18 protein-coding genes are annotated in these 24,831 nt (G+C 44.2%); 7 read left to right on the forward strand and 11 right to left on the reverse strand.

Annotated features, from left to right (window positions below; translation table 11 throughout):
* The first annotated feature begins 266 nt into the window (after positions 1-266).
* From HY807_00560 to HY807_00570, 3 genes are all read left to right on the forward strand, one after another.
* Positions 267-1,196, forward strand: coding sequence for a DUF2971 domain-containing protein (locus HY807_00560; protein MBI4824901.1), 930 nt, complete (start codon positions 267-269; stop codon positions 1,194-1,196).
* 350 nt (positions 1,197-1,546) lie between these two features.
* Positions 1,547-1,831: a nucleotidyltransferase family protein gene (locus HY807_00565; protein ID MBI4824902.1), complete on the forward strand. Its 285-nt coding sequence runs from the start codon at positions 1,547-1,549 to the stop codon at positions 1,829-1,831.
* Positions 1,824-2,165, forward strand: a complete 342-nt coding sequence (locus HY807_00570) for a DUF86 domain-containing protein (protein ID MBI4824903.1) — start codon at positions 1,824-1,826, stop codon at positions 2,163-2,165. The genes HY807_00565 and HY807_00570 overlap by 8 nt, the downstream gene beginning before the upstream one ends.
* A gap of 10 nt (positions 2,166-2,175) precedes the next feature.
* On the opposite strand, the gene HY807_00575 is transcribed toward HY807_00570, so the two are convergent.
* Entirely contained in the window at positions 2,176-3,240 is a 1,065-nt protein-coding gene (locus HY807_00575) for an FAD:protein FMN transferase (protein MBI4824904.1), read from the reverse strand.
* Positions 3,237-5,753: an excinuclease ABC subunit UvrA gene (gene uvrA, locus HY807_00580; protein MBI4824905.1), complete on the reverse strand. Its 2,517-nt coding sequence runs from the start codon at positions 5,751-5,753 to the stop codon at positions 3,237-3,239. Before uvrA ends, HY807_00575 begins: the two co-directional genes overlap by 4 nt.
* A gap of 154 nt (positions 5,754-5,907) precedes the next feature.
* Here uvrA and HY807_00585 point away from each other — a divergent pair, with 154 nt between their 5' ends.
* Both HY807_00585 and HY807_00590 read left to right on the forward strand, forming a co-directional pair.
* The gene (locus tag HY807_00585) at positions 5,908-7,068 is read left to right on the forward strand and encodes a methionine adenosyltransferase (protein ID MBI4824906.1); all 1,161 of its coding nucleotides are present in this window, start codon (positions 5,908-5,910) and stop codon (positions 7,066-7,068) included.
* Positions 7,069-7,087: 19 nt separating this feature from the next.
* A complete protein-coding gene (locus tag HY807_00590; protein MBI4824907.1) occupies positions 7,088-8,518 on the forward strand; it encodes an adenosylhomocysteinase in 1,431 nt (476 codons plus the stop codon).
* A 73-nt stretch (positions 8,519-8,591) separates the two neighbouring features.
* On the opposite strand, the gene HY807_00595 is transcribed toward HY807_00590, so the two are convergent.
* The 9 genes from HY807_00595 to HY807_00635 form a co-directional block, all read right to left on the reverse strand.
* Positions 8,592-9,560 carry an alpha/beta hydrolase gene (locus tag HY807_00595; protein ID MBI4824908.1) on the reverse strand — a complete coding sequence of 323 codons (969 nt, stop codon included), beginning with the start codon at positions 9,558-9,560 and terminating at the stop codon, positions 8,592-8,594.
* A gap of 9 nt (positions 9,561-9,569) precedes the next feature.
* Entirely contained in the window at positions 9,570-10,010 is a 441-nt protein-coding gene (locus HY807_00600) for a dCMP deaminase family protein (GenBank protein MBI4824909.1), read from the reverse strand.
* Between the two features lie 59 nt (positions 10,011-10,069).
* Positions 10,070-10,360 (reverse strand): DUF3467 domain-containing protein, encoded by a 291-nt coding sequence (locus HY807_00605; protein ID MBI4824910.1) that lies wholly within the window; start codon positions 10,358-10,360, stop codon positions 10,070-10,072.
* Positions 10,361-10,372: 12 nt separating this feature from the next.
* Positions 10,373-10,975: an MjaI family restriction endonuclease gene (locus tag HY807_00610; protein ID MBI4824911.1), complete on the reverse strand. Its 603-nt coding sequence runs from the start codon at positions 10,973-10,975 to the stop codon at positions 10,373-10,375.
* Positions 10,976-11,024: 49 nt separating this feature from the next.
* Positions 11,025-11,759: a cytosolic protein gene (locus tag HY807_00615; GenBank protein MBI4824912.1), complete on the reverse strand. Its 735-nt coding sequence runs from the start codon at positions 11,757-11,759 to the stop codon at positions 11,025-11,027.
* The gene (locus HY807_00620; GenBank protein MBI4824913.1) at positions 11,740-12,603 is read right to left on the reverse strand and encodes a site-specific DNA-methyltransferase; all 864 of its coding nucleotides are present in this window, start codon (positions 12,601-12,603) and stop codon (positions 11,740-11,742) included. Before HY807_00620 ends, HY807_00615 begins: the two co-directional genes overlap by 20 nt.
* Positions 12,604-12,613: 10 nt before the next feature.
* The gene (locus HY807_00625; GenBank protein MBI4824914.1) at positions 12,614-12,787 is read right to left on the reverse strand and encodes a hypothetical protein; all 174 of its coding nucleotides are present in this window, start codon (positions 12,785-12,787) and stop codon (positions 12,614-12,616) included.
* Positions 12,788-13,059: 272 nt separating this feature from the next.
* On the reverse strand, positions 13,060-15,315 hold the full coding sequence (locus HY807_00630; protein MBI4824915.1) for a vitamin B12-dependent ribonucleotide reductase: 2,256 nt from the start codon (positions 15,313-15,315) through the stop codon (positions 13,060-13,062).
* Between the two features lie 469 nt (positions 15,316-15,784).
* Positions 15,785-22,513, reverse strand: a complete 6,729-nt coding sequence (locus HY807_00635; protein ID MBI4824916.1) for a hypothetical protein — start codon at positions 22,511-22,513, stop codon at positions 15,785-15,787.
* Positions 22,514-22,747: 234 nt separating this feature from the next.
* Here HY807_00635 and HY807_00640 point away from each other — a divergent pair, with 234 nt between their 5' ends.
* Both HY807_00640 and HY807_00645 read left to right on the forward strand, forming a co-directional pair.
* Entirely contained in the window at positions 22,748-23,659 is a 912-nt protein-coding gene (locus HY807_00640) for a DUF4380 domain-containing protein (GenBank protein MBI4824917.1), read from the forward strand.
* 47 nt (positions 23,660-23,706) lie between these two features.
* On the forward strand, positions 23,707-24,816 hold the full coding sequence (locus tag HY807_00645; protein ID MBI4824918.1) for a type IV pilus twitching motility protein PilT: 1,110 nt from the start codon (positions 23,707-23,709) through the stop codon (positions 24,814-24,816).
* Positions 24,817-24,831 lie beyond the last annotated feature (15 nt).

A 24,831-nucleotide genomic window follows, 5' to 3' on the forward strand; every position in this document is an offset into this window, starting at 1 on the left:
TTCTCTTTACTTGTAAATAACCCCTCTTGTGCTTGGAAGCAAGAAGTCCTGAAACTCTGAACCTATCTGATTATTGATGATTTATGGCAGGTCTTATTCTTTGGATATTAAATAACATGTTATTACAGACCAAAAAGGACATTTTTCAAGATAACTGATTAACACAATCACTATATTTTGTGCTTGTATTTTCATGTTTATACAACTATGATATTCATATTCCAGCAAATACGGACGGCAGTATATTAATTGTTAGGTGATTAACAATGAAACTCTACAAATACATTGGTCCTGAGATACTTTCAATCGCATTCAGCAAAGAGGGTTATGTTGGATTGAAGTGCTCATATCCAAAAGATTACAATGATCCATTCGAACTTTTTTTGACACTGGACTCGTATGAAGCCGAGGCTGAAATCATTGCTTACTACCATGAAATTCTTGGCGAAGTCCCTCAACTTCCAACTACTTGTTTTTCCAAACGACCAGACGTGATCCCAATGTGGGCTCATTACGCTCACCAATCAAGAGGCTTTGTAATTGAAATTGATGAGAGCCGCATGACGAAGCGATTTCCCGACACTTCAATTGATGATGTTGACTACAAGGACAATCCTCACGCAGTAGAGCTTGAGGCTGTGATCCTTGCTTACACAACTACAAAACCTCGGCATACATATCTTTTACAGAGAGCAGCATTTGGAAATGCATATTTTACTAAGAGTTCCTGTTGGAGTTATGAAAGTGAAAGAAGAGTTATTTTGAAGCAATCAGACGTATCAACTACTGATTCAAATATGATTTTATATGTGCCGATAGACTGTGTGTCATCTGTAATTGCAGCACCTTTCTCAATTGATGAGCACGTTGACTATTGCAAGAAACTAACCGAGCGTATATCGTGTGATTATTATGAAATGAAAATAGGAAGAAGCTCTATAACTCCTTATTTTCTAAATAAGGAAAATGACTCCTTTCAGTTTGATGGTGAAAAGCTTGATTCCGTAGATAATTATTGTGGGAAGTGTGGAGAACCTATTATTGGAGAAGAGGAGTATTGCCATTGGTGTTCAACCTCTGAAGACGACAAATATGACGCAGCGTTCAGGAATCCTATGAAGCGCCTATCAAAGTTGGGGTTATTAGAAGGTTATCTAAAGGGTAGCGCTGAAATTGATAAAAAATGCCGCACTTAACCACACGCTACACATGAACGAGTGCCATAGGACGCTTTTTTAGCAAGTATTGTCTTAAGACATGCAAATTGGTTTTCAGCAAGTTGTTATTGTACAGTGGTACTCGTCACTAAGATTAGCGGAGGATATCCATATCAGAATCAACAGCTCCCTGCCTCATTGTAGATGATATCCATAATATGAGAGAGCCGCAGAATATCTTTGTATCTTACTTTGACCTGAAAGCCCCAAACGTGATTGACAACATCATAAGCACAGTGAAGGAGATAAAGAAATACCGGAAGCTGTAATTCTATCCAACAATAACGCCTCATGTGGTAAAATACTGCAAAAGACAGGAGAGGTTAACAATGAATGCTATAGACATATTAAAGAACCAGGAAGGATTGATAAAACAGAAATATAGCGTTAAGCGAATTGGCATATTCGGGTCTTTTGCAAGGGAAGAACAGAGGCCAGACAGCGATATTGATGTTCTTGTGGATTTTGAGGAAGGTGCTAAGACCTTTGATAACTTCATGGAGCTGAAGTTTTTTCTTGAAGACCTGTTTCATAGAAAAGTGGACTTGGTGACAGTCAAGGCATTAAGGCCACAGATTAAAGAGGGCATTCTTAAAGAAGTAACCTATGCGTAGAAATTATCTGCTATATCTTGAAGACATCTTCACTTCCGCAAGCAAAATTCTGAATTACGCAGGGGATATGCCATATGAAGGCCTCATAATAGATGCAATGCGTCTTGAAGCGATCGTCAGGAACTTCGAGATTATTGGTGAGGCGGCAAGCAAACTACCACAAGATATAAAGGATAAATATCCGTTTATAGAATGGCGCAAAATATCTGATTTCAGAAATGTCCTTGCACATGAGTATTTTGGAATAGACTATGAAATGATGTGGGAGATCATTAAAGACAAGCTCCCGGCTCTTCTTGACAGTATGAAAACCATCATCGAAAAAGAAAAATAACCATGCCTTCCTACATCCCCGGAATCTCCACCTTGCCTTTCAATCCTTTTGTTATGAAGACCTTCATATCGGCATCAACGATTATTCCCTCAAGCCCCATTGATTCAAGAAGGGCTATTCCCTTTTGCGAGCCGAGGACAAATACGCCGGTGGATATGCCGTCAGAAATATAGCCTTGAGGCGCTATGACAGAAACACTGATAGCCTGTGATTCAGAAGGAAAGCCTGTCTTCGGGTCTATTATATGATGATAGCGCTTGCCGTCCTGTGTAAAAAACCTCTCGTAGTCGCCTGAGGTTGATACTGCCTGGTCAGTGAGATATAGAGCGGTAAGGATATCGTCATCAAATCCCCCCTCGCCCCCCTTTGTTAAAGTGGGGGACTTTTTATCAGTTTTAGGACGAGGGTTCTGCACACCTACTCTCCATGACTGGCCGTCAGGCCTCCGTCCATAACCTTTAATATCGCCTGCTATCGCCACAAGCGCAGCCGTTATGCCTTTTGCTTTGATCACCTCTATCGCCTTATCTGCACCATAGCCCTTTGCGATGCCGCCGAGGTCAAGCTCCATGCCCGCATCTTCGAGATAGACTTCTGATGTTGCCTCATTTATCTTCACTTTTTTGTAATCAATAAGCCTTAACGCATTACTGACAGCATCTTTATCAGGGACAAAACGCTTGGACGGGTCCTTTGAAAACCCCCAGAGCTTTATGACAGGGCCGATGGCAGGATCGAACGCTCCGGCTGTTACATCTGATATGTGTATCGCCTTCATAATGTTGTCGAGAGTGTCTTTGCTGACCTTTACAGGATTCTTTCCTGCTGCCCTGTTTATCGCGGTGAGCTCACTGTCTGGAGAATAATAGTTTATAAGCTCGCCTATTCTCTTTATCTCGGCAAAGCCGGCATCGATCGCCTCTTCAGCCTTTTTATCAGAATCACTCACAACCGTTATCGTGACGGTCGTGAACATCTCGGTCCGGGTCTTCTTGAATACCCTCTCCTCTTTTGTGCAGCCTGTAAGAAGGAGGATAGAGAATACAACAAACATGAATGCTTTGCCTTTGTTCACGATGATGTCTCCTTATTAACAAAAAGTTTATCTTTCAAATAAACGCCGGTATGTGATTTAGGATTATTTGCAACCTCTTCAGGCGTTCCTTTTGCAACCACCCTGCCGCCCTCTTTACCGCCTTCAGGCCCGAGATCTATTATATGGTCTGCGCTCTTTATCACTTCAAGATTATGCTCAATCACGATCACCGTATTGCCGGCATCCACAAGGTCTCTGAGGACTTCAAGAAGTTTATGTATGTCGACAAAATGAAGCCCTGTCGTAGGTTCATCGAGAATGTAGAGCGTCTTTCCTGTTGCCCTCCTGCTGAGTTCCTTTGAGAGCTTGATCCTCTGCGCCTCGCCGCCGGAGAGCGTTGTCGCGGACTGCCCGAGCGCGATATATCCAAGCCCGACCTTTTCTATCGTTGCCAGTTTGCTCTTTAATTGAGGTATGGCTCCGAAGAAGTCGAGCGCCTGAGACACCGTCATATCCAGCACCTCGGAAATATTCCTGCCCTTGTACTTTATATCAAGCGTCTCTTTGTTATACCTCGCTCCCTTGCATGCTTCGCATAGAACATATACATCAGGAAGAAAGTGCATCGTCACCTTCATAAGGCCGTCGCCCTTGCATGCCTCGCACCTGCCGCCCGTGACATTGAAGCTGAACCTGTTCGGTTTGTATCCTCTGACCTTTGAGTCAATCGCCTGTGAAAAGAGGTGCCTGATAAGGGTGAAGATGCCTGTGTATGTCGCAGGGTTTGACCGCGGGCTCCTGCCTAACGGGGACTGGTCTATATTAATAACCTTGTCTATCAGGTCTATCCCTTCTATGCTCTTGTGCATTCCCGGCCTCTCTTTGGAAGAGTAAAGCCGTTTGGCAAGCGCGTTATACAGGATATCAAGCACAAGCGTGCTCTTGCCTGAACCTGACACGCCGGTCACGCAGTTGAAGATGCCGAGAGGAAATTCAACATCTATCTTCTTCAGATTGAATTCGCTTGCGCCTTTGACCTTGATGGATTTATTGCTCTTCCTTCTCTCAGTTGGCACAGGGATAGACATCTTCCCCCTGAGATAAAGCCCGGTCAGCGATTGCTCGTTTGCGGTAATATCCTTAAGATCACCTTCTGCCACGACATATCCGCCATGAATACCGGCGCCCGGCCCCATATCAATTACATGATCCGCGCTCCGCATGGTGTCTTCATCATGTTCGACCACTATTACGGTATTGCCGAGGTCTCTTAACTTCAGCAGGCTCTGGATCAACCTGCCGCAGTCTCTTGGGTGAAGCCCGATGCTCGGCTCATCAAAGATATAGAGTACGCCCGAAAGCGAGGAGCCTATCTGAGTCGCAAGCCTTATCCTCTGTATCTCGCCGCCGGACAAGGTTAGCGCAGGCCTGTTAAGTGATATATATCCCAGCCCGACCTTGTCAAGAAAGTCGAGCCTCTCTTTTATCTCTTTGATGACCTTTGATATGATCGCCTCTTCCATATTGGTAAGCTTAAGCTTTGCCATGAAGAGGCTTATCTCACTGATCGGCTTGGAGACGAGTTCGCCGATATTCAGCCCGTTAAGTGTGACGCCAAGCGCCTCCTGCCTGAGCCTCATGCCTTTGCATTGAGGGCATATATTCAGCCTTCCGGTATCATCGTCCTCTTCCCCGGCATCCATATATCCGAGCCCCCTGCACTCCGGGCATGCGCCGAAGGGGCTGTTAAATGAAAAGAAGCGGGGCGTGATCTCAGGATAGTTTATGCCGCATTTCGGGCATGCAAGCTTCATGCTGAAGAAGAGGTCATTGTTATCGTCCGTGTTATTAATGATCACGACATCCTTCAGTTCGACGGCATGTGAGATGGCGGTTGATAAATGCCTCTCAATGCCGGGCTTGATTATGAGCCTGTCAATGACAATATCTATGTTGTGCCTTTTGTGCTTTCCAAGCTTCAGGTCCTTTGTAATATCAACTATCTCGCCGTCTATCCTTGCCCTTATAAAACCCATCTTCCTCGCATCGATCAGCTCCTTTTTGTGCTCCCCCTTGCGGCCTATGACAACAGGCGACAGGACCTGGATGCGCGTGCCTTTGGGCAGGGCTGCTATGGATTCGACTATCTTGGAGACACCCTGTGTTGCGATAGGGCTTCCGCACTTGTAACAGTTAAGTTGGCCGATGCGCGTATAGGCCACCTTCAGATAATCATATATCTTTGTGATAGTCCCGACTGTGGAACGCAGGTTCTTTGCAACTGTCTTCTGCTCGACAGCTATTGACGGGGAGAGACCCTCTATGGAATCCACATCAGGCTTCTGAAGCTGCTCAAGGAATTGTCTTGCATAAGCTGAGAGGCTCTCAACATAACGCCTCTGTCCCTCTGCATAGATGGTATCAAATGCCAGCGACGACTTTCCTGAACCGGAAGGGCCTGTGATAACGGTAAACCGGTCACGGGGAATGCTGAGGTCTATGTTTTTAAGATTATGGACCCTTGCTTTCCTGATAGTTATATTTTTCAGCATAATTATCGCTCTTGAGAGTGATGGATTTTTAATATAGCTCATTAATATTGCCGTAATCAAATTAAAGAAAATATAATTAAAAAACCCTCATTTGCCTTGACAATAATCAAATAAAAATTATTTAATAGGTAATCCCACTCAACTGGAGGTTTTCATGAAGAAAAAGAGTCACTTATTCACATCCGAGTCCGTATCAGAGGGACATCCCGATAAAGTCGCTGATCAGATCTCAGACGCAATCCTTGACGCGATATTTGAGCAGGACCCGGCTGCCCGCGTAGCTTGCGAAACCCTTGTCAACACAGGCATGGTGATCATCTCGGGTGAGATCACTACCAAGGCATGGGTAGACATGCAGAGCGTAGTGCGCCAGACAGTAAAACGTATCGGCTACAACAGTTCGGACATGGGTTTTGACTGGGAGTCATGCGCGGTTCTGACATCCATTGACAAACAGTCCGCTGACATAGCCGTCGGAGTTGATGAGACCAATGATCATGAGCAGGGCGCCGGCGATCAGGGCATAATGTTCGGCTATGCTACAAATGAGACAGACGTCCTCATGCCTGCGCCTATAACCTACGCGCATCGGCTTATGCGCCGCCAGTCCGAAGTCCGCAAGAACGGCACACTGCCGTGGCTGCGTCCGGATGCCAAGAGCCAGGTAACATTCCGTTATGAGGATAATGTGCCTGTCGGCATTGACGCTGTAGTTCTCTCGACCCAGCATTCACCTGAAATAGATTACAAAACCCTTAAAGAGGCTGTTATGGATGAGATCATCCTGCCGGTCCTTCCTGCGGATTTTATCAGCACCAATACAAAATTTCATATAAACCCCACCGGCCGTTTCGTCATCGGGGGCCCGGTCGGCGACTGCGGAGTCACAGGCCGCAAGATAATCGTTGATACTTACGGCGGCGCTGCGCGCCACGGCGGCGGAGCCTTCTCAGGCAAAGACCCTTCCAAGGTTGACCGCTCTGCAGCTTATGCAACCCGTTATGTGGCAAAAAATATCGTTGCCGCAGGCCTTGCTGACCGCTGCGAGATACAGGTCTCTTACGCTATCGGCGTTGCAGAACCAATATCCATCAGCATTGAGACCTTCGGCACAGGCAAGGTTTCTGAGGATAAACTTATAGCTCTTGTGAGAGAGCACTTTGACCTCAGGCCGCGCGGCCTCATCACGATGCTCAACCTCTTGAGGCCTATATACAGCCCGACCGCTGCTTACGGGCACTTCGGCAGGGAAGGCGAAGGCTTCACATGGGAAAAGACAGATCTGGCAGAGACGCTTAAAAAGGAAGCAAAATAATCTAACTAATGAGGTCATTATGATAAAAGCCGCATCAAGATCCAAAGCAGCAGATTACAAAGTCGCAGACATGAGCCTCGCGGAATGGGGCAGGAAAGAGATAGAGATAGCCGAGAAAGAGATGCCCGGCCTTATGTCCATCAGGGAAAAACATTCACGCAAAAAACCTCTGAAAGGCGTCAGGATATCAGGCTCGCTTCATATGACGATCCAGACCGCTGTGCTTATCGAGACGCTTGCAGCATTGGGCGCGAACGTCAGATGGGCAAGCTGCAATATCTTCTCAACGCAGGACCATGCCGCAGCGGCGATTGCAGCGGCTGGCATCCCGGTATTCGCGTGGAAGGGCGAAACGCTTGAAGAATACTGGTGGTGCACTGAAAAGGCTTTGAACTTCCCGGGCGGGCTCGGGCCTCAGCTTATAGTAGATGACGGAGGAGACGCGACCTTATTCATCCACCGCGGATATCAGGCGGAAGACAAAGCCTCCATCCTTGACAAGAAGACAGACAATCAAGAATTAAAGATCATTAACAACTTGCTCAAATCGATCCTTAAGCAAGACCCGAAGAGATGGCACAGGGTCGTAAAAGACTGGCACGGGGTCAGTGAAGAGACGACCACAGGCGTACACAGGCTCTACGAGATGATGAAGGACGGCACGCTGCTCGTCCCTGCGATAAACGTGAATGACTCTGTCACAAAATCCAAATTCGACAACCTCTACGGATGCAGAGAGTCTCTTGCCGACGGCATCAAGAGAGCAACCGATGTCATGCTTGCAGGCAAGGTCTCTGTTGTCTGCGGCTACGGTGATGTAGGCAAGGGATGCGCAAAGTCGCTGAAGGAATACGGCTCAAGGGTCATTGTTACCGAGATCGACCCTATCTGCGCGCTTCAGGCAGCCATGGAAGGGTATGAGGTCGCCACTGTTGAAGATACCCTCGGCGAGGGAGACATATATGTTACAACTACCGGCAACGTGGACATTATAAAGATAGAGCATATGAACAAGATGAAAGACCAGGCCATCGTCTGCAACATCGGACACTTTGACAATGAGATACAGGTGAACAAGCTTAACGCGTACAAAGGCATCAAGAAGGTTAATATAAAGCCGCAGGTGGATAAGTATATCTTCCCCGAAGGGCATGCCATCTTCCTTCTTGCCGAAGGCAGGCTGGTAAACCTCGGCTGCGCTACAGGCCACCCTTCATTCGTAATGTCAAACAGCTTCACAAACCAGACACTTGCACAGATAGACCTCTGGAAGAATAAGGATGTTTATGAAAAAAAGGTCTACCGCCTCTCCAAACAGCTTGATGAGGAAGTCGCAAGGCTCCATCTGGAGAAGATCGGCGTCAGGCTGACAAAGCTCACAAAAGAACAGGCCGCTTATATAGGCGTTTCTGTTGACGGGCCGTACAAGGCGGAGCATTACAGGTATTAATTTTTCTGTCATTCCCGTTATGTGTTAGGCGGAAATCCAGTCTTTTTTATGATGACAATCTGCATAGAGGTTCTCAGATACTTTTGAGAACCTCTATTGTTTTTTGGATGACTTCTTTGTCCCACATTATTGATACATGGTTCGCAGGCACGTCATAGTGACTTGAACTCCACGGCATCACCGAACTCTCCGCTGATACAAGAGCGTCACCCTTGCCCGGTGTAAGCTCATCAAGTTTGAGAGAAGACGGCAGCAGTTTCATAAGCGAATCAGGTATCTCTATCAGAGGCTTAGGATATATCTCGCTTTCATTCTTCTTCCACTGATAAACGGTCAGAAGCCTCGGTTCTGTCCCGCCGAAAGAAAGATATTTGATATTTTTATTGCTGGAATCTTTCAGGCCCTTAATAAAATCAGAGCCCGGCATCAGCTCCTTCAGCGCCTCCCCAAGGAGAAAATCAGTTGTCCGGCCGATGGTCTCAATAACCGTGCCTTGTTCTTCCTTCGGCAGGATCTTCTTCAGCACAGCTGCCAAAGGCGAGAGATATCCGGCTATCTTTGAGATGGAACTGCCTGAATGAGGCGATGCGATCGTTATCAGTGCCTTTATCGCGGGATGCCTATCTTCCATGAACTTCCTTGCGATAAGTCCACCCCTGCTGTGGCCTATCAATGCAACAGGGCTTCCGGGGAAAAGCTCTTCAGCCTTTGCAACGATATGCTTAAGCTCTACAACTGCGGCATCTACATGGCCGACCGGCCTCTTCTGGCTCCACGTTATGAGGTTGTATCCTTCATCCCTGAGTACAGACCAGATGTTCTCTATCTTATCGGGGAAATCGCCTATGGTGATATTATTTTTTTCTGTTGAAATGCGTGGAATGGGCGTCTCTGCTGCGAGTATTTTCAGCCGGAAGTTATTTGCAAGAAGCTTTGTGTGGAGAGGGTCTGTCCATATGCCCTTGTCCACTCCGAGGCCATGGATCAGGACAGCGACAGGTTTATCAGCGCCGCCCTTATGAATGGTTTCATTTAAATTCACATTGACCTGCTACGGCTTAAATACCTCTATCTTTTCAATGCCCCCGTCACTCTTCAGAAATATGACCTCTTTTATCTGGGCGTTCCTTATCATGCGGTCGCAAAGCTTGCACGGCTTGCCGTTGGCAAAACTCTTGTCATCTTCAAAACCTGCGATATAGATGACAGCGCCTTTCATCCTCTCAGGCGGCGCGTTGATGATCGCGTTCTGTTCGGCATGCACAGCCTCGCAAAGCTCATACCTCTCGCCTGAAGGGATGTTCTGTTCCTTTCTGATGCACGTTTGAAGGTCTATGCAGTTATCTATGCCGCGCGGGGCGCCGTTATATCCTGTGCTTATCAGCACCCTGTCTTTCACAATGACCGCGCCATACTTTCTGCGCATGCAGGTGGACCTTGAAGATACGACCTTTGCTATCTCTATAAAATAATCATCCCATTCAGGGCGCATGTTATATTCCTTTAATTGCTGATTCAGCGGTCATTAATTATAGCAGAAACGAAGCGGCGCTAAGCATTAAAACCTATCGGCCCTTTCCCCTTGAGTATATCCGCTTCCACGATCGTGCCAAATTGAGCCTCATATCTCCTGACATTATCCTGAAGCGCGGCAATTATGCGCTTTGCATGTCCCGGGCTTGTGATGACTCTCGCGTTGACCGTGCCGACAGGCGGTGTTATCAGAGAGAAGTCCATTATAAATTCATCCTTCGTATGTGTGACCGTCATACTGTTCGCATATACCCCTGCCTGAATGTGAGGCGGGATGTTGATAGTTATCTCATTTGGTTTGTTCGCCATTGTGTGCCTCCTTTATTTCTGTAATTTTCCGATTTCCTTTTTAATTTCTTCAATTACTTCAACATTATATATCTTCTTATTTTTGCCCGCCTTGACAGAGTAGATAAAAAAGACTTGCCCGCCAAACTTCTTTCTGAACTTTTCGTGACTAACTTCATGCATCTTAATCCATTGATATTGGTTCAATGCCTGACCGGAAGATATCGGCTTGATTTGAAGACCTATATACTTATCATTTACTTGAATTGAAAAATCAACATGATAAGCTCTGTCCCATTCATCAGGGGCAGGATTAATTTTAACGCCGATGATGGATTCAAGCTGTCCATATACCGTGTCAATCTCAGATTTATATCCTTCATAAGTTCTATTTAACACAAGATTGTATGCATAGTCGATGCATTCTTCTTCCTCAATTGATTCTAATTCGCTTTGAACAACTTCAGACAATTTCACATAAAGTCTTTGCCCTAAATCCCTGATGTATTCTCTTGTTATTTTTGCACCGTCCTTCTTTTTCTGTCTCGCGGTATTAAAGTAAAAACTTTCCCACTCTTCAAATGAGTTGCAGATACGCTTACAAATTAATTCGGAAATTGGACACATATACCGCATCTTATTTGTTTCGCAACAAAGCATAAAAGATATCTCCAGATATTTGAATTTAAGAACTCTTCCCAGAATTGTATATCACTAACTTCTTCCAATCTATTTTACCGTCTATGCAAAATTCATTCATGAAATCCATGGTAAACCTATTAATGATTTGTGCATAGGCAACCATAAACTCCTCATTGCGTTCTTTTGCCTTATGCCCGAGAGGCTCAATAATATCTGTAAACAAATATTCTTTTCCGGAAATGAGTTCCCAAAACCTTTGTCCACAATATTTGAAATAATCACCTTTGTCAGGTTTATTATCACGACCGTAACAGCAACCATTAATTGCCTGAACATGTATCTTTGAATTACTTGTTCTAAGAATCCTTTTGGCTTTTCTAAAATTGTCTTTCATTTTTATTACTTGTTGACTGTTCCCCCAGTTCGGCCCTGATTTAATTGCGACAATATTATGGATATTATCATTGACGAATTCTAAATCAATCCCTTCTGCAGAAGACTTATTGCCTCCATACACTTTCCCACAAATGAAGATTGCGAGTCCTTCCAAAAAGTCACCAAAGATTGTTTCTTCCTGAGAAGAAAGATGTGCATCAAGAAGTGGTTTAACTAAGTCTTGAGCCGTATGAATATTTTTTGCCTTAAATAGATAAGGATTCTTCTTTTTCAGGATTGTTGTCAATTTCAACCCTTCAAGATTCTGCAACCTCTTCGCATGAAAGGTGTTTATATTTTTCTCAATGAATGCAATTACATCTTTATTTTCGATTTTTCCCATACTTCACCTTCCTTTCAAAAAGTACCATATCCTTATAGTTATTTGCTTCCTCGGTAACCATATCATAATAATCTTTTGATCTATCAATCCCGATAGAATGCCGTTTTAGTTTATTGGCTACTCTCAAAGTCGTACCAGAACCCATAAATGGATCCAATACCCAATCACCTTCTCTTGTAAACAATTTCACAAACCATTCAGGAAGTGCCTCAGGAAAAACTGCGCTATGATTTCTATTAGAACATTCAGTCGCCATATGAAGCACATTTGTTGGGTAAGCTTTATCCTTATCCAACCAATTTGATATCTTCTTACCGAAACCGCTTCCGACCTTTGAGTTGTCCCGTACTTTATCTGTTTCACTTAAGTTTTTTAATCTTGTCTTGGCCCAGTCACCCATCGGAATCATAACTTCTTCCTGATACATGTTAAATTTCCTACTTTTATTAAACTGCAACAATCTTTCCCATGAATCCCTGAATCTGTTAGGCCATTTCCCTGGATAACAATTTTTCTTATGCCACATAAATTCTTCAGTCCATAGCCAACCTTGTTTTTTCATTTCGAGAATAAGTTCGATCACGTAAGTATGTCGCTCGCCATTAATAACTTTCTCTTTGATATTCAGTATAAAAGTGCCGTCTGGTTTTAAAACCCTGAGAAGTTCTTTGCTTATAGGTAAAAACCACTCGACATAATGATCAGGCTTTATCCCGCCATATGTGCCATTTCTGCTGTCAGCATACGGTGGTGATGTAACAATCATATCTATTGAATTTTCATCAAGGCTTTTCAAAACTTCTCTACAGTCACCTAACATTATTTTTGTGTGTATTTTTTTCATATTCCAAAAACTACCTCTCCTTCCTTACCCCTTTAAACGGTTCCTTGTTCGCCTTCTGATCAATGAATCTTCCTGTATCAGAATCCCTTTTCACCCATCGGTCATTATGAGGATTATGAACTTGTGAGCGGTCTTTTATTGCGCCCTGTCTGTGATTGTCTCCGTATGGTTTGTTTATTGCCATAGTAATACCTCCTTATTCTGGATTCCCATTTTCACAGGAATGACATCTTAAAATCTCCCCTAACCCCTCTTTGCCTAAGAGGGGAAGATTCTGGACAAGCCAGAATGACGGCTAAACCTATCCCGATTTGAACACACCCCTTAATCCCCTGCTTAAAGCACCTACTGTTGGTCTTTTTAGAGGGGAAACAAAAAACAGGGACACGGCTACCCATGTCCCTGCTGGATTTTACATATGCCGTATTTCCGCGTCTCAGTTCCTGTGCCCCTTTTCTAAAAGCACTTGGTAAAACCACAGTCCTTGCATACTGCGCAGCCGCCTTCATGCTCGACAGCGCCGCCGCATTCTGAGCACTGGCCAGAATGGAAGACCTTCTTGCCGTGATTGTCAGAACCGTTGCCATGGCCATTGCCGTTGCCTCCGGCCTCTTCCTTGAATTTCTCTATGGACTTTGAAATGGCGTCTGAACATGAAGATATCTTTCCGCCCTTTGACCATGCGGGGCTGTGACAGCTTATGCCCTTGAGCTGTTTGACGATCTCAAGCGGGTCTATGTTGCTTCTGAATGCGAGGCTCACGAGCCTGCCTATCGCCTCTGCCTGGCTTGACGCGCAGCCTCCTGCCTTGCCCATGCGGGTGAAGAGCTCAAACGGATTCCCGTTGTCATCTTCATTGATCGTGACGTAGAGATTACCGCAGCCGGTATTCATCAGCGTCGTTGTCCCGTGTATCGTCTCAGGCCTCTTCTTCGGCACTATCTTTACATATTCCTCAGATGACTGTCTGCTCTCTTCCTGGCTCGTCTTTCCTGTTGAGAGCACCTGCTCTTCTCTTGAACCGTCCCTGTAAACAGTGGCGCCTTTGCACCCGAGCTTATAGGCAAGGAGATATACATTTTCAACATCCTTAGGTGTCGCGTCTTTCGAAAAGTTGACCGTCTTGGAAACGGCATTGTCCACATACTTCTGAAACGCAGCCTGCATCTTCACATGATCCTCAGGTGTTATGTCATGAGCGGTAATGAAAATATTCTTTACATCATCGGGCACCGCTTCTATCCCGTGAAGCGTCCCTTTCTCAGCTATCTCTTCGATAAGCTCCCTGCTCCAGAAACCTCTCTCTTTTGCAATCTTTTCAAAGTACGGGTTGACCTCATAGAGCTTTGTCCCTTCAAGCACGTTGCGCACATAAGATACGGCAAAAAGAGGCTCTATCCCGCTTGAGCATCCGGCTATTATGGAGAGCGTGCCGGTCGGCGCGATCGTCGTGATAGTCGCGTTCCTGAGCTTCATCCTGTCTTTATACATGCTCTCGGAATGTGTTGAAAAAACGCCCCTCTCCTCGGCAAGGAGAGATGACGCCTTTCTGCCCTCATCCTGTATGAACCTCATGACCTCTTCGCCAAGGCTTAACGCGTCATCAGAGTTATAAGGAACACCAAGCTGGATGAGCATGTCAGCAAATCCCATAACGCCGAGGCCTATCTTCCTGTTCGCCTTTGTGGTCTCCTCGATTATTTTGATCGGGTACTTGTTCACCTCAATTACATTGTCAAGGAAGTGGACGGCTGAGTGCACAGTCTCCTTTAGCAAACCCCAGTCTATATTGGAACGAGGGTCTTCTACCGCAGTTGCGCCTTCGTGCTTCACAAAGTTCGAAAGGTTTATCGAGCCCAGGTTACAGGATTCATAAGGCAGGAGCGGCTGCTCGCCGCAGGGGTTGGTGCTCTCTATATCTCCCAGCTTCGGCGTAGGATTATCACGGTTCATCCTGTCTATGAAGATTATGCCCGGCTCGCCGTTCTTCCACGCATGATTCACAATGAGGTTAAAGACATCCTTTGCCCTGAGCATGCGCGTTGCCTTGCCGTCATGCGGGTTCTTCAGCTCATACTCTTTGTCCTTTTCAAAGGCGTCCATGAACTCGTCTGTGAGCGCGATAGAGATGTTGAAGTTGTTGAGTATCCTGTTGTCATCCTTTGCGGTTATGAAATCAAGGATATCAGGATGGTCTACGCGCAGCATGCCCATGTTCGCGCCTCTTCTCGTGCCGCCCTGCTTTATCGCCTCGGTCGCTGAATCAAAGACCGTCATGAATGAGATAGGCCCGGATGATACGCCCTTGGTGGAACCCACGATATCGCCTTTAGGCCTGAGCTTTGAAAAAGAGAAACCGGTGCCGCCTCCTGATTTATGTATCAACGCGGCATTCTTCACCGCCTCAAAGATCGACTCCATCGAATCCTCTACCGGAAGCACAAAACAGGCTGAAAGCTGGCCGAGCCTCCTGCCCGCATTCATAAGTGTGGGGCTGTTCGGCAGAAAGTTCAAAGATGTGATAAGGTCATGAAACTCTTCTTCAACCTGCTTTACCTGTGACTCTGTTTTTCCGTAGTTGAGGTCAGCGGATGCGATGACCCTTGAGACCCTCATGAACATGTCATCAGGATTCTCGATCACCTTTCCCTCTTCGCTCTTCCTGAGATACCTCTTGTGTATGACCTGCAATGCGTTCGGCGTAAGCTTCAATTTGCCTGATAATAGTTCTGCCATAAACTCTCCTTATTAATGATTAACTCTGATTTATAATTAATATACTGAAAAGACCAGCCTGTAACATGCCCTGAACTGCAAATAACGCAAAACCTGTTCAATCGTTATATATACTCTATTTAGACATGACAAGCAATTAAACCACAATATATAGTGTATGTCAAGAAGAAAATTACAATTTATGAACCCCTTGTTTTTAATGAGTTTTTACTGTGTAAAGAGAGTTGAAAAAATGTGGATTAAAAAAAAGTTATCATAGTTGCACATCGGTGCAAGTATGCTGAGTAGTATTCAAATAACTAATTTGGCTTACTAATAAAAACTGGGAAAGAGCTACGCTCTTTTTGGGCAGCGTAACTCCTCCCCATAACAAATAACATAAACCAGAAAAAAACAATTACAGTAAAAATTAAATACATTCTTTTCTGTTTAATTGTGCTTTATTTTAAGGCGCCGAACAACTTCCCCCTCCATCTACATACCACTTATGGCAAGGATAAGAAGTTCCCTCATTAATTGTCCAGTTGTTTGTGAAATCCCAATTTGAAAAAGTTGCTTGTTGTTTCATCTCTGTTGTTGTTTTGCCAGATGCTCCTCCGTAACAAGTTGTGTCTCCGAAACAGCCATCAGATTGACCAGTAGTTTCAGTATTCCAATAAGAGCTATAAACAACGGAGCTATTTGATCCCACCAAGCCACCTATGTAAGAACCGCTACCACTTATACTTCCAGCAGAATAAGAATTAGTGATTGTGCCATATCTACTAAACCCGACTAAACCACCTACCAAGGAAAGATTACCGCTCACATTGCCCATAGAATAAGAATTAATAATAGAACCTACATTATTTTTACCTACCAAACCACCTATGTTGGCATTACTACCGCTACCACTCACATTGCCAATAGCATAAGAGTCGACAATGGAGCCATCAAGTTCTCCTGCCAATCCTCCGATCAAAACATTATTTCCATCAGCACTTACGTCGCCAGTAGAGTATGAATTAACTATATTATTATCACTATAATGTTTCCCTACCAAACCACCTATATAAGAACCACCGAGGCCAATAACGTTACCAGTTGAGTAAGAGCTTGTAATAATAGAATCCATGTAAGTATACCCAGCTAAACCACCAACATAGGAATATCCGTCAATGCCACCGGTAGCATAAGAATTAACAATAGAAGAATCATAATTATAGCCAGCTAAACCACCAATATAAAGACCATCACCACTCACGTCACTGATAGAGTAAGAATTAGTAATATAAGAAAGATAATTATAGCCAACTAAGCCGCCAACATAGGAATATCCATTCATATTGCCAGAAGTAGAAGAGTTATCAATAATAGAGTTACTACTCTGTCCCACTAAGCCAGCAGCTTGATTATATCCTACAATATTAATATTAGTTAGATTAACGTTCTTTATCTCTGCTCCATTGGTTTTACCAAACAACCCCACATAGTTTGCCCCTGGCATATTTATATATAAATTCCGTATCTCATATCCTCGCCCATCTAATGTGCCTGTGAATTCCGTCCCGCCATTCCCGATCGGATCAAAACCTGATCCTCCATTCCAATTCACGGTATCCGAACAATCTATATCCTGCATTAAAGCATAATCCGCGCTTAGATTGTTCTGAATGTTTTGAAGCTCTGTGCAAGTTGAAATAGTCAAAGTATCAAAATCCCAGTTGAGGTTATTAACGCTGTCGGTACAGTCCAGGCACCTTAAAAGAACTCCACCTGATGCATTGCTGTCCTTGACATCAAGGTATTCCAAACTCTGACTGCCATTCGCTCCAAGATTAAGGTTGAATTGCGTCGGAGACGCACTGCTTCTCAATGAGAGCAGATTATTATTAACCCCTTTTAATGTTAATGAATGTGTTATGGTCTGGGTTGTCGCAGCCTCAAAGGTCAGAGTTCTTGCTGATGCTGTTGTTTTTTCCAGGTTGTAGAATGTTGTGGAGCCGATTAGGCTTTGATCAGTACCGGTCAACTTAACCGTTGATTCGCCATAGGTAAAGGTTCCTGAGTTTTGCCAGTTACCTGTCACATTCCAGAGAGAATGCCCCGGAGTTAGAATGTTGCCGTTAACATCCGTATAACCATCAACTAACGTAGAGCCAGCCTTTATTATCATCGTTGGAACTGTATAAGTGGCTGAACCTGTTATAAATGTTGTTGGATTGGTTGTCGTCTTTCCAACAACAAACATATTGCCGGTTGAATTGATCGGGATATTATTTACAGAATTATCCAGTTTTGTCGTGCCTGTGTCATAAGTATCAAAAAGCCCTATATATTTATTTGTTGTGAATACGGCTCCGACAGGGCCCAAGACCCCTCTGGGAATTCCTACATACGGGAAAAGCTCAGGACTCCCAATATAGACCGGCACATAATATGTGGTGGCTGTTACTGGAGCGTTTGTGGAAAGAGTTCCATCAATCTTGTTCAGTATCCTCCAGAAAAAATACCCTGAACCATCAATTATTCCATTATTTATTATGTGCCCGCCATTAGATATGTTATTACTGTCATCGCTTGTCTCTTTCCAGAAGCTGCCGTTAACGGTTAATTTCCCCTCTGTACGTATTGTGAGGTTGCCTGTCCTGCCAAGCTTTAGACACTTGGTACTTGGCACTGTCAAATATGACGATGAGGTCTGGTCATTACCAATGGTTAAATCATGGCCGACCATAAATGAAGGCAGGGCTGATACCCCTCCTTCAACAATTATATTGTAAAATCTTGTCCCTCCAAATGTTCCGATGCTGTAAGGATTAACTGTCTTGCCTGTGCCTGTTAATTTAACGGTACTCTGTCCATAGTTAAATGCAGTAGCTGACGCTGACGAATTCCAGTTTCCCGCTACCGTAATCATTGGTGTTCCAATTGATGCATTAAGTGTGCCATTGATTGTTACGTTGCCGTTGACTGTGAGGTCTTTGCCATTGAGTGTTAATGATCCGCCAGTGTTAATTATTAGATCATTGGTAACAGTTAAATTGGATCCACTTAAGTCTAATAAGCCACCGCTGTTTATTGTTAACGTTTTCATTGTTCTATATTGATCAAGCGTTGGATCGAAGGCTACAGTATTGTCTACATCAGGAATTATTATGCTATCGCCCTGGTTAGGCACAATACCCAAATCCCAGTTGTTCAGATCGCTCCAATTAGTTGATTCCGAGCCGTCCCATGTGACAGTGATAGAACATGTAACAGGAGTGCTTCCTGCGTCTAATGGGTTAGTGCCGCATATGTTCTCACGAATATCGCTATAGCCATCCCCGTCATCATCTGTATCTATACAATCCGCTGTACCATCACCGTCGCTATCCGTATCCACCACTCCACAACCACATGCTCCCGGCTCTGTCTTTGCAGGATCATCATCACAGGTTTCATCGGCATCACCATAACCATCCCCATCACTATCACTATCACTAACAAAGGCCCAGTTTGTGTTGTTATACCTATTAATACAATTTAAACAATCTAACTGCTGGCCACCTGTTGCATTACTGTCCTGGACATCAAGGTATTCAAGGCTCTGCGTGCCGCTCTGGGCTTTAAGATCATATTGCTGACCCGTCGCATTGCTTCTTAATAAAAGCAATTGACCTATGGCGCCTTTTAAGATTAATGAATGAGTAACGGTTTGGACAGCAGTATTATCAAAAGTTAAGGTAGCTGCTGAACTCACTGTCTTAGTTAAATCATAAAACGTATTTGAACCTAAGATAGTCTGGTTTGTCCCGTTTAATGTTACCGTGGATGTTCCTGCGTAAAACCTGCTGTTAACGGCTTTGTTCCAGTTGGTTTTAACAAACCACGTTGAGTTCTGGGCTTCTAATGTGGATGGAGTAATGGTATTGGCAAATCCTACGCCTCCGCCTAAGGTATAAACAGCAGAGCCTGCTTTAAGCGTTGCGGGGTTGCAGTCAGGATTCCAGTCCCAACTTCCTCCTATGATTACTCCATTCGTTAATGCAACAGGAATATTAAAATAAGAGTTGTCCAGAATTATCTCTCCATTATCAACTGTAACACTTTGCAGGAATAATGATTTACTCTTAAAGACAGCTCCGGAAGGGCCTAAAACTGCAGTGGCGGTAGTGCCTGCCCCAGACCAATTGAAAACATATACAAGTAAACTGCCGTAGTCCATCGCAGTAACCGGTGCATGAATAGAGTTTTTTGCCACTCTCCATAACACTGACCCTGTACCGTTGATTGTCCCTGTTTTAATAATATGCGACGAACTGTCATTAACCTCTATTGCGAGATTGCCGTTTACAGTCAACGTCCCATTAATTGCGATGTTCCCTGTTACTGTTAAATACTTGCCGTTGACTACATTAAGGATTCCACCGCTTTCTATGGTAAGGCTTTTAATCTTCCTGTTTATATCAAGGACAGGGTATTGGTTGGTTATACTATACGGAATTATCACATCTTGATAGTAGAAAGAAGGAACAATACCTTCTTCCCAATTATTCTCATTACTCCAGTCAGTAGACACTTCTCCGGTCCAGGTAAAAACAACTGGGCAGCTTGAACTTTCATCAATAACGCCATCACAATTATTATCAATGCCGTCACCGCATGTCTCAGCAACACCGGGTTTAAAAGCAGAGTTTGCATCATCGCAATCACCGGCATTTACTGCATAACCTATAGGCGGAAGCCCGTTGTGAGGGCAGTCCCTGACCTCAGATACAGGATCTCCGTAACCGTCCCCATCAAAATCACGGTAATACGACGTCATGCATGTGGATTCAAAAGTTCCAGTATAAGGGGTTAGTGTAATAGGACTTCCATCATGGTCAAAGGTGACATCTTCAGGATACGGGTTAAGATAAAGCACTCCATTATCAAATGTCCGCATCCAGTAATCAAAGTTGCCATCGTTATTTATATCATTCTTATGCATACCATCAAGAGGCACCCCAAGTTTTTCCTTGTATACTTCAGGCAGCAATGACGAGTCATCGCTGTTAATGGCATGTCCAGTAATATGGGCATTTGCCATTGCCGCAAAATACGTATAAAACTCTCTATAAAGATCGTCAGATCCGTTAGCCCGTTCTATCAACAAAAAATACCTTGTTGCATCCTGGTCGGTCCATGTAAGTATATCTTTCAAATAATTATCAACCATTTTTCGATTGTTAGCAGGAGAGTACTCGTAGTAGGTAGAATCTTCAATAGATTTGAGATAGCTGTTATTATCACCAATAATCCCTTTGAGATAATCTTCTCTCAAAAGCCCGTCCAGCATCCGATGCTGAATATTATTTCCATCAGTATAATGATAGAAATGTTGAATAAGCCCGGGAAGGTTGGATTCGCTGGCGCCGTTTGCTATGATAATGGCATCTGGGTTTTTCAAACGAATTCCCTGAACAACCGCTTTTAGCCCATTCAGCCAATTATTATCAAGTGTATTTAAATCATCCGGTTTGCCGTCTCCGTCCGCATCTATCTTACCGTCGCTTATCATGCTTGCTTTATATATAAAGTCATCGATTTCAAGGCCATCACCGTAAGGGTCATAAGATGGGTTGTATGGGTCATCTTGGTCGTAATCTGGAGAAGTTGTATCAGGCGGGCTGTTATAAGAAGCTAATCTAATTATGCGTTTCTGTGCCTCTGATTTCGTATAATTCCCCCAAGAGGCAGTATCCACCCTATACTCATCTGGTGAATAAAGATAGGGTTTATCGCAAATGTCTTTGAGTTTTTTCTCTTCGCTCATGCTATCAGCCAGGCTGGAGTAAGGCAAAATGACAAGATTAGAATTCTGCTCCTTCAGGAAGCCTAATTCCTCTAATATGCTGGCCTCTTTTTGCGCTTCTGTCATTTCCTCCAAAGAAACCCTACCCTCCGGATTAACTATCAGCAAAGAATAATTCTCTTTTATTATACGAAGTCTTCTATTCTTCCATATGATACTCTCCAAATCGGGATTATCAGGTCTAACAACATTGATAACACTATAATGAATATCGCCTGCAATGAGAGGGAAAGTCTTATTTGGATGACCTGTATAAGAATCAGGGTTAACCAGAGGTGAGGGACATTCTACTGTCCATGTACTCCCTCCGTAATCTATACTGCTGCCATTATCAGCGATGCGAACACAACCGCCTACAGAATTATTACCTGAGGCAGCTATAAGATAACCGATAGCGCTTCCGCTTCCAATATATACAGATTGACCTACCTCCATATCAACGTTATCAGTATTGAGTCTTACAGATTCACCATTCAAATATCCCCGCACCACTAAATTTTTACCAACCTGCAGAATTTCATCACTACAGTCTTCGTCAAAACATCCTAATTCCCCTGTGCCGCCAGCACTTTCAGAAATAATGTTCAAGTTCGCATATGGATAATCAGTAACAGTAATAGGAGCGTCTGTGGATCCACCTGCTACCATATAAACAAAATCCCCTTCTAAAAGGATATCCCCGTTATTTTCTAAATGAGGGCTGTAATCATCCGTAAACCTGTAAAATGAACCTTTGCCGCTTAGAACTGCACCTTCGTTAATTATCAAATTGCCTGCATAACCTACTCCGGCGTTTGAATTCAAGACAAGAGTGCCAGTAATAGTTAAATCATTTGCAACGCTAAGATGTTGATCTGGCGGATTAGTTTGAGTCCCTGAGATTATGCGTCCTGTATTTGCAATAGTAAGGTTATAAAATCTAGACTTTCCCCATAGAGTACCGGTCGTGTTTATTGGAGTGTTAAGTGTATTGCAACTGCCTGTAAGTACCACGGTACTCCCGCTATCTACACCACTCTGTTTATAGCTAAATATTCCTCCTGATGAATCCCAGTTACCCCCAACTGTTATCGTTGGAGTTCCAATTGAGGCATCCAATGTGCCAGTAATTAACACATCGCCATTTACAGATAGAGAAAAGCCATTTAGAATTAATGACCCGCTATTTTGTATTTCTAAATTACCTGTAACAGTAAGACTGTCTACAAGTGTCACTGCTTCGCCCGATTGTATTATTAAATCACCGTATACAGTTTCAGCTAATGCTGTCTTAATGCCTCCCAAAACAATAAAAAGAACAAGACACGCAAATAAAATTTTAATTCTGCTTAAGCAGTTCTTTATCTTATTTTTCATCACACTCCTCCTCTTTTTTATTTTATTATTATCAAAAACTCATTAATCAATAAGCTAACTTCAAACGATATGAGCGTAATTGTATACGTCTGCTTTTACCAAACTCAATAGACTTATAGGGGTCATAAGGATTTTCTATATGCTTATGTTTGCAAATACAGGAACTGTTATGAGCCATTTCTTTGCTAAACAAATAAAATTGTATAATTGGATACCATAAGAAGAAGAAATTTTATGCCAAAAGTGACCATACAAAAAATATCATTCGCCGGTTGGGACAACTGCGTACAGATATCCAACGGCATCGTTGACCTTATAGTGACGGCCGATGTCGGGCCGAGGATAATCAGATACGGGTTTATCGGCAAAGAGAACGAGCTTTGCGTTGTCGCTTCGACTAAAGGCATGACAGGCGGTGATGAATGGAGGATATACGGCGGCCATCGGTTATGGCACAGCCCTGAAGACAGAGTCCGCACATATCAACCTGATAACAAACCTGTTGCGTGGAAAGAAATAAAAGACGGGATAAAGGTTTCACAGGATGTGGAAAGATTAACAGGCATAAAAAAAGAGATGGAGATCACACTTTCTGCTGACAGCACTGAAGTGCATCTGCTTCACAGGCTTATCAATAAAGGGAGTGCAAATGTCGTGTTCTCTGTCTGGAGCCTTACAGCGATGGCAACAGGAGGTAAAGAGATAGTTCCTGTCACAGGGCATGACACAGGCCTGCTGCCGAACCGTACTATCTCGCTCTGGCCTTACACAAAACTTAATGACCCGCGTCTGACACTCGGAGAAAAATATATCATCATCCATCAGGATGCCGCAATTAAAGAGCCATTGAAGTTCGGCATACCAAATGAAAATGGGTGGGCCGCTTATTTTAATCATAACAACCTCTTTATCAAATACCATGAACATCAGGCCGATGCCCTTTATCCTGATTTCGGAGTTTCTTACGAGACATACACAAATGACTTTATGCTTGAGATGGAAACACTCTCGCCGCTTACGATTTTGGAATCCGGCAAAGCAGTTGAACATGCAGAAAGATGGGAACTCTTTAGTAACGTGCCAGCGCCTTCAAACAATGAAACAGAGATAGAAAATATCCTTTCAGACAGGCTCCGCACCCGATAATAATAATTAAAGTTGAAAATTATCAGATAAACTCTTACAATTAACACATGTCAACTCAATCGTTATACGACCTGCTTGAGATCCTTGTTAAAAAAGGCGGCTCAGACCTTCATATAAGTTCAGGGTCTCCTCCGCGTATGAGGATCGACGGCGAGCTCATTCCGGCAAATGATATTATCCTTACTCCTGCTGATACAAAATCACTTTTGTACAGTGTTCTTACTGAGAAGCAGAAGAATAAGTTTGAAGAGACAAACGAACTTGACCTCTCTTTCGGCGTGAAAGGCCTTTGCCGTTTCAGGGCGAACATGTTCATGCAGAGGGGCGCGATGTCCGCGGCCTTAAGAACGATACCTTACGATATAATGCCGTTCGATAAACTCGGCCTGCCGTCAGTAGTAAGCGAAGAGTTCACGACAAAGCTCAGAGGCCTCATTCTTGTGACAGGCCCTACAGGCTCGGGCAAATCCTCAACGCTTGCCGCAATAATTGACAAGATCAACAAGGAGCACCAGGGGCATATCATAACTATTGAAGACCCGATAGAGTTCCTTCATAACCATCAGAAGTGCCTTGTAAACCAGAGAGAGGTGGGCTCAGACACAGCGTCATTCAAGAATGCTTTGCGGTACATCCTCAGGCAGGACCCTGATGTTGTCCTCATCGGTGAGATGAGAGACCTTGAGACCGTTGAGGCCGCGCTTACCATCGCGGAGACAGGCCATCTTACCTTCGGGACACTTCATACCAATACTTCCGTGCAGACCATCACGCGTATATTGGATATCTTCCCTACAGCCCAGCAGGCGCAGGTCAAGGTCCAGCTCTCATTCGTTCTTGAAGGCATAATATCCCAGAACCTCCTTGCCAAACAGGGCGGCGGCAGGTGCATGGCTGCTGAAGTATTTGTGCCCACTCCCGGAATAAGAAACCTCATAAGAGAAGGAAAGATAGAACAGGTCTACTCAATGATGCAGACCGGCCAGACCAAATACGGGATGCAGACCATGAACCAGGCTTTGCTCAAACTTTTCAGGGAAGGCAGCATCAATAAAGAGCAGGCGATCACCACCTCTCCTTTGCCTGAAGAACTCGAAAAGATGATGGGAAGCGGCGCGGCAGGCATCAAGCCCGGAGGCAGTTCATTTCAGAGGTAACCCCGGCTAAAGGGC

It is taken from the genome of Nitrospirota bacterium, from assembly GCA_016207885.1.
GTDB lineage: Bacteria > Nitrospirota > Thermodesulfovibrionia > UBA6902 > UBA6902 > JACQZG01.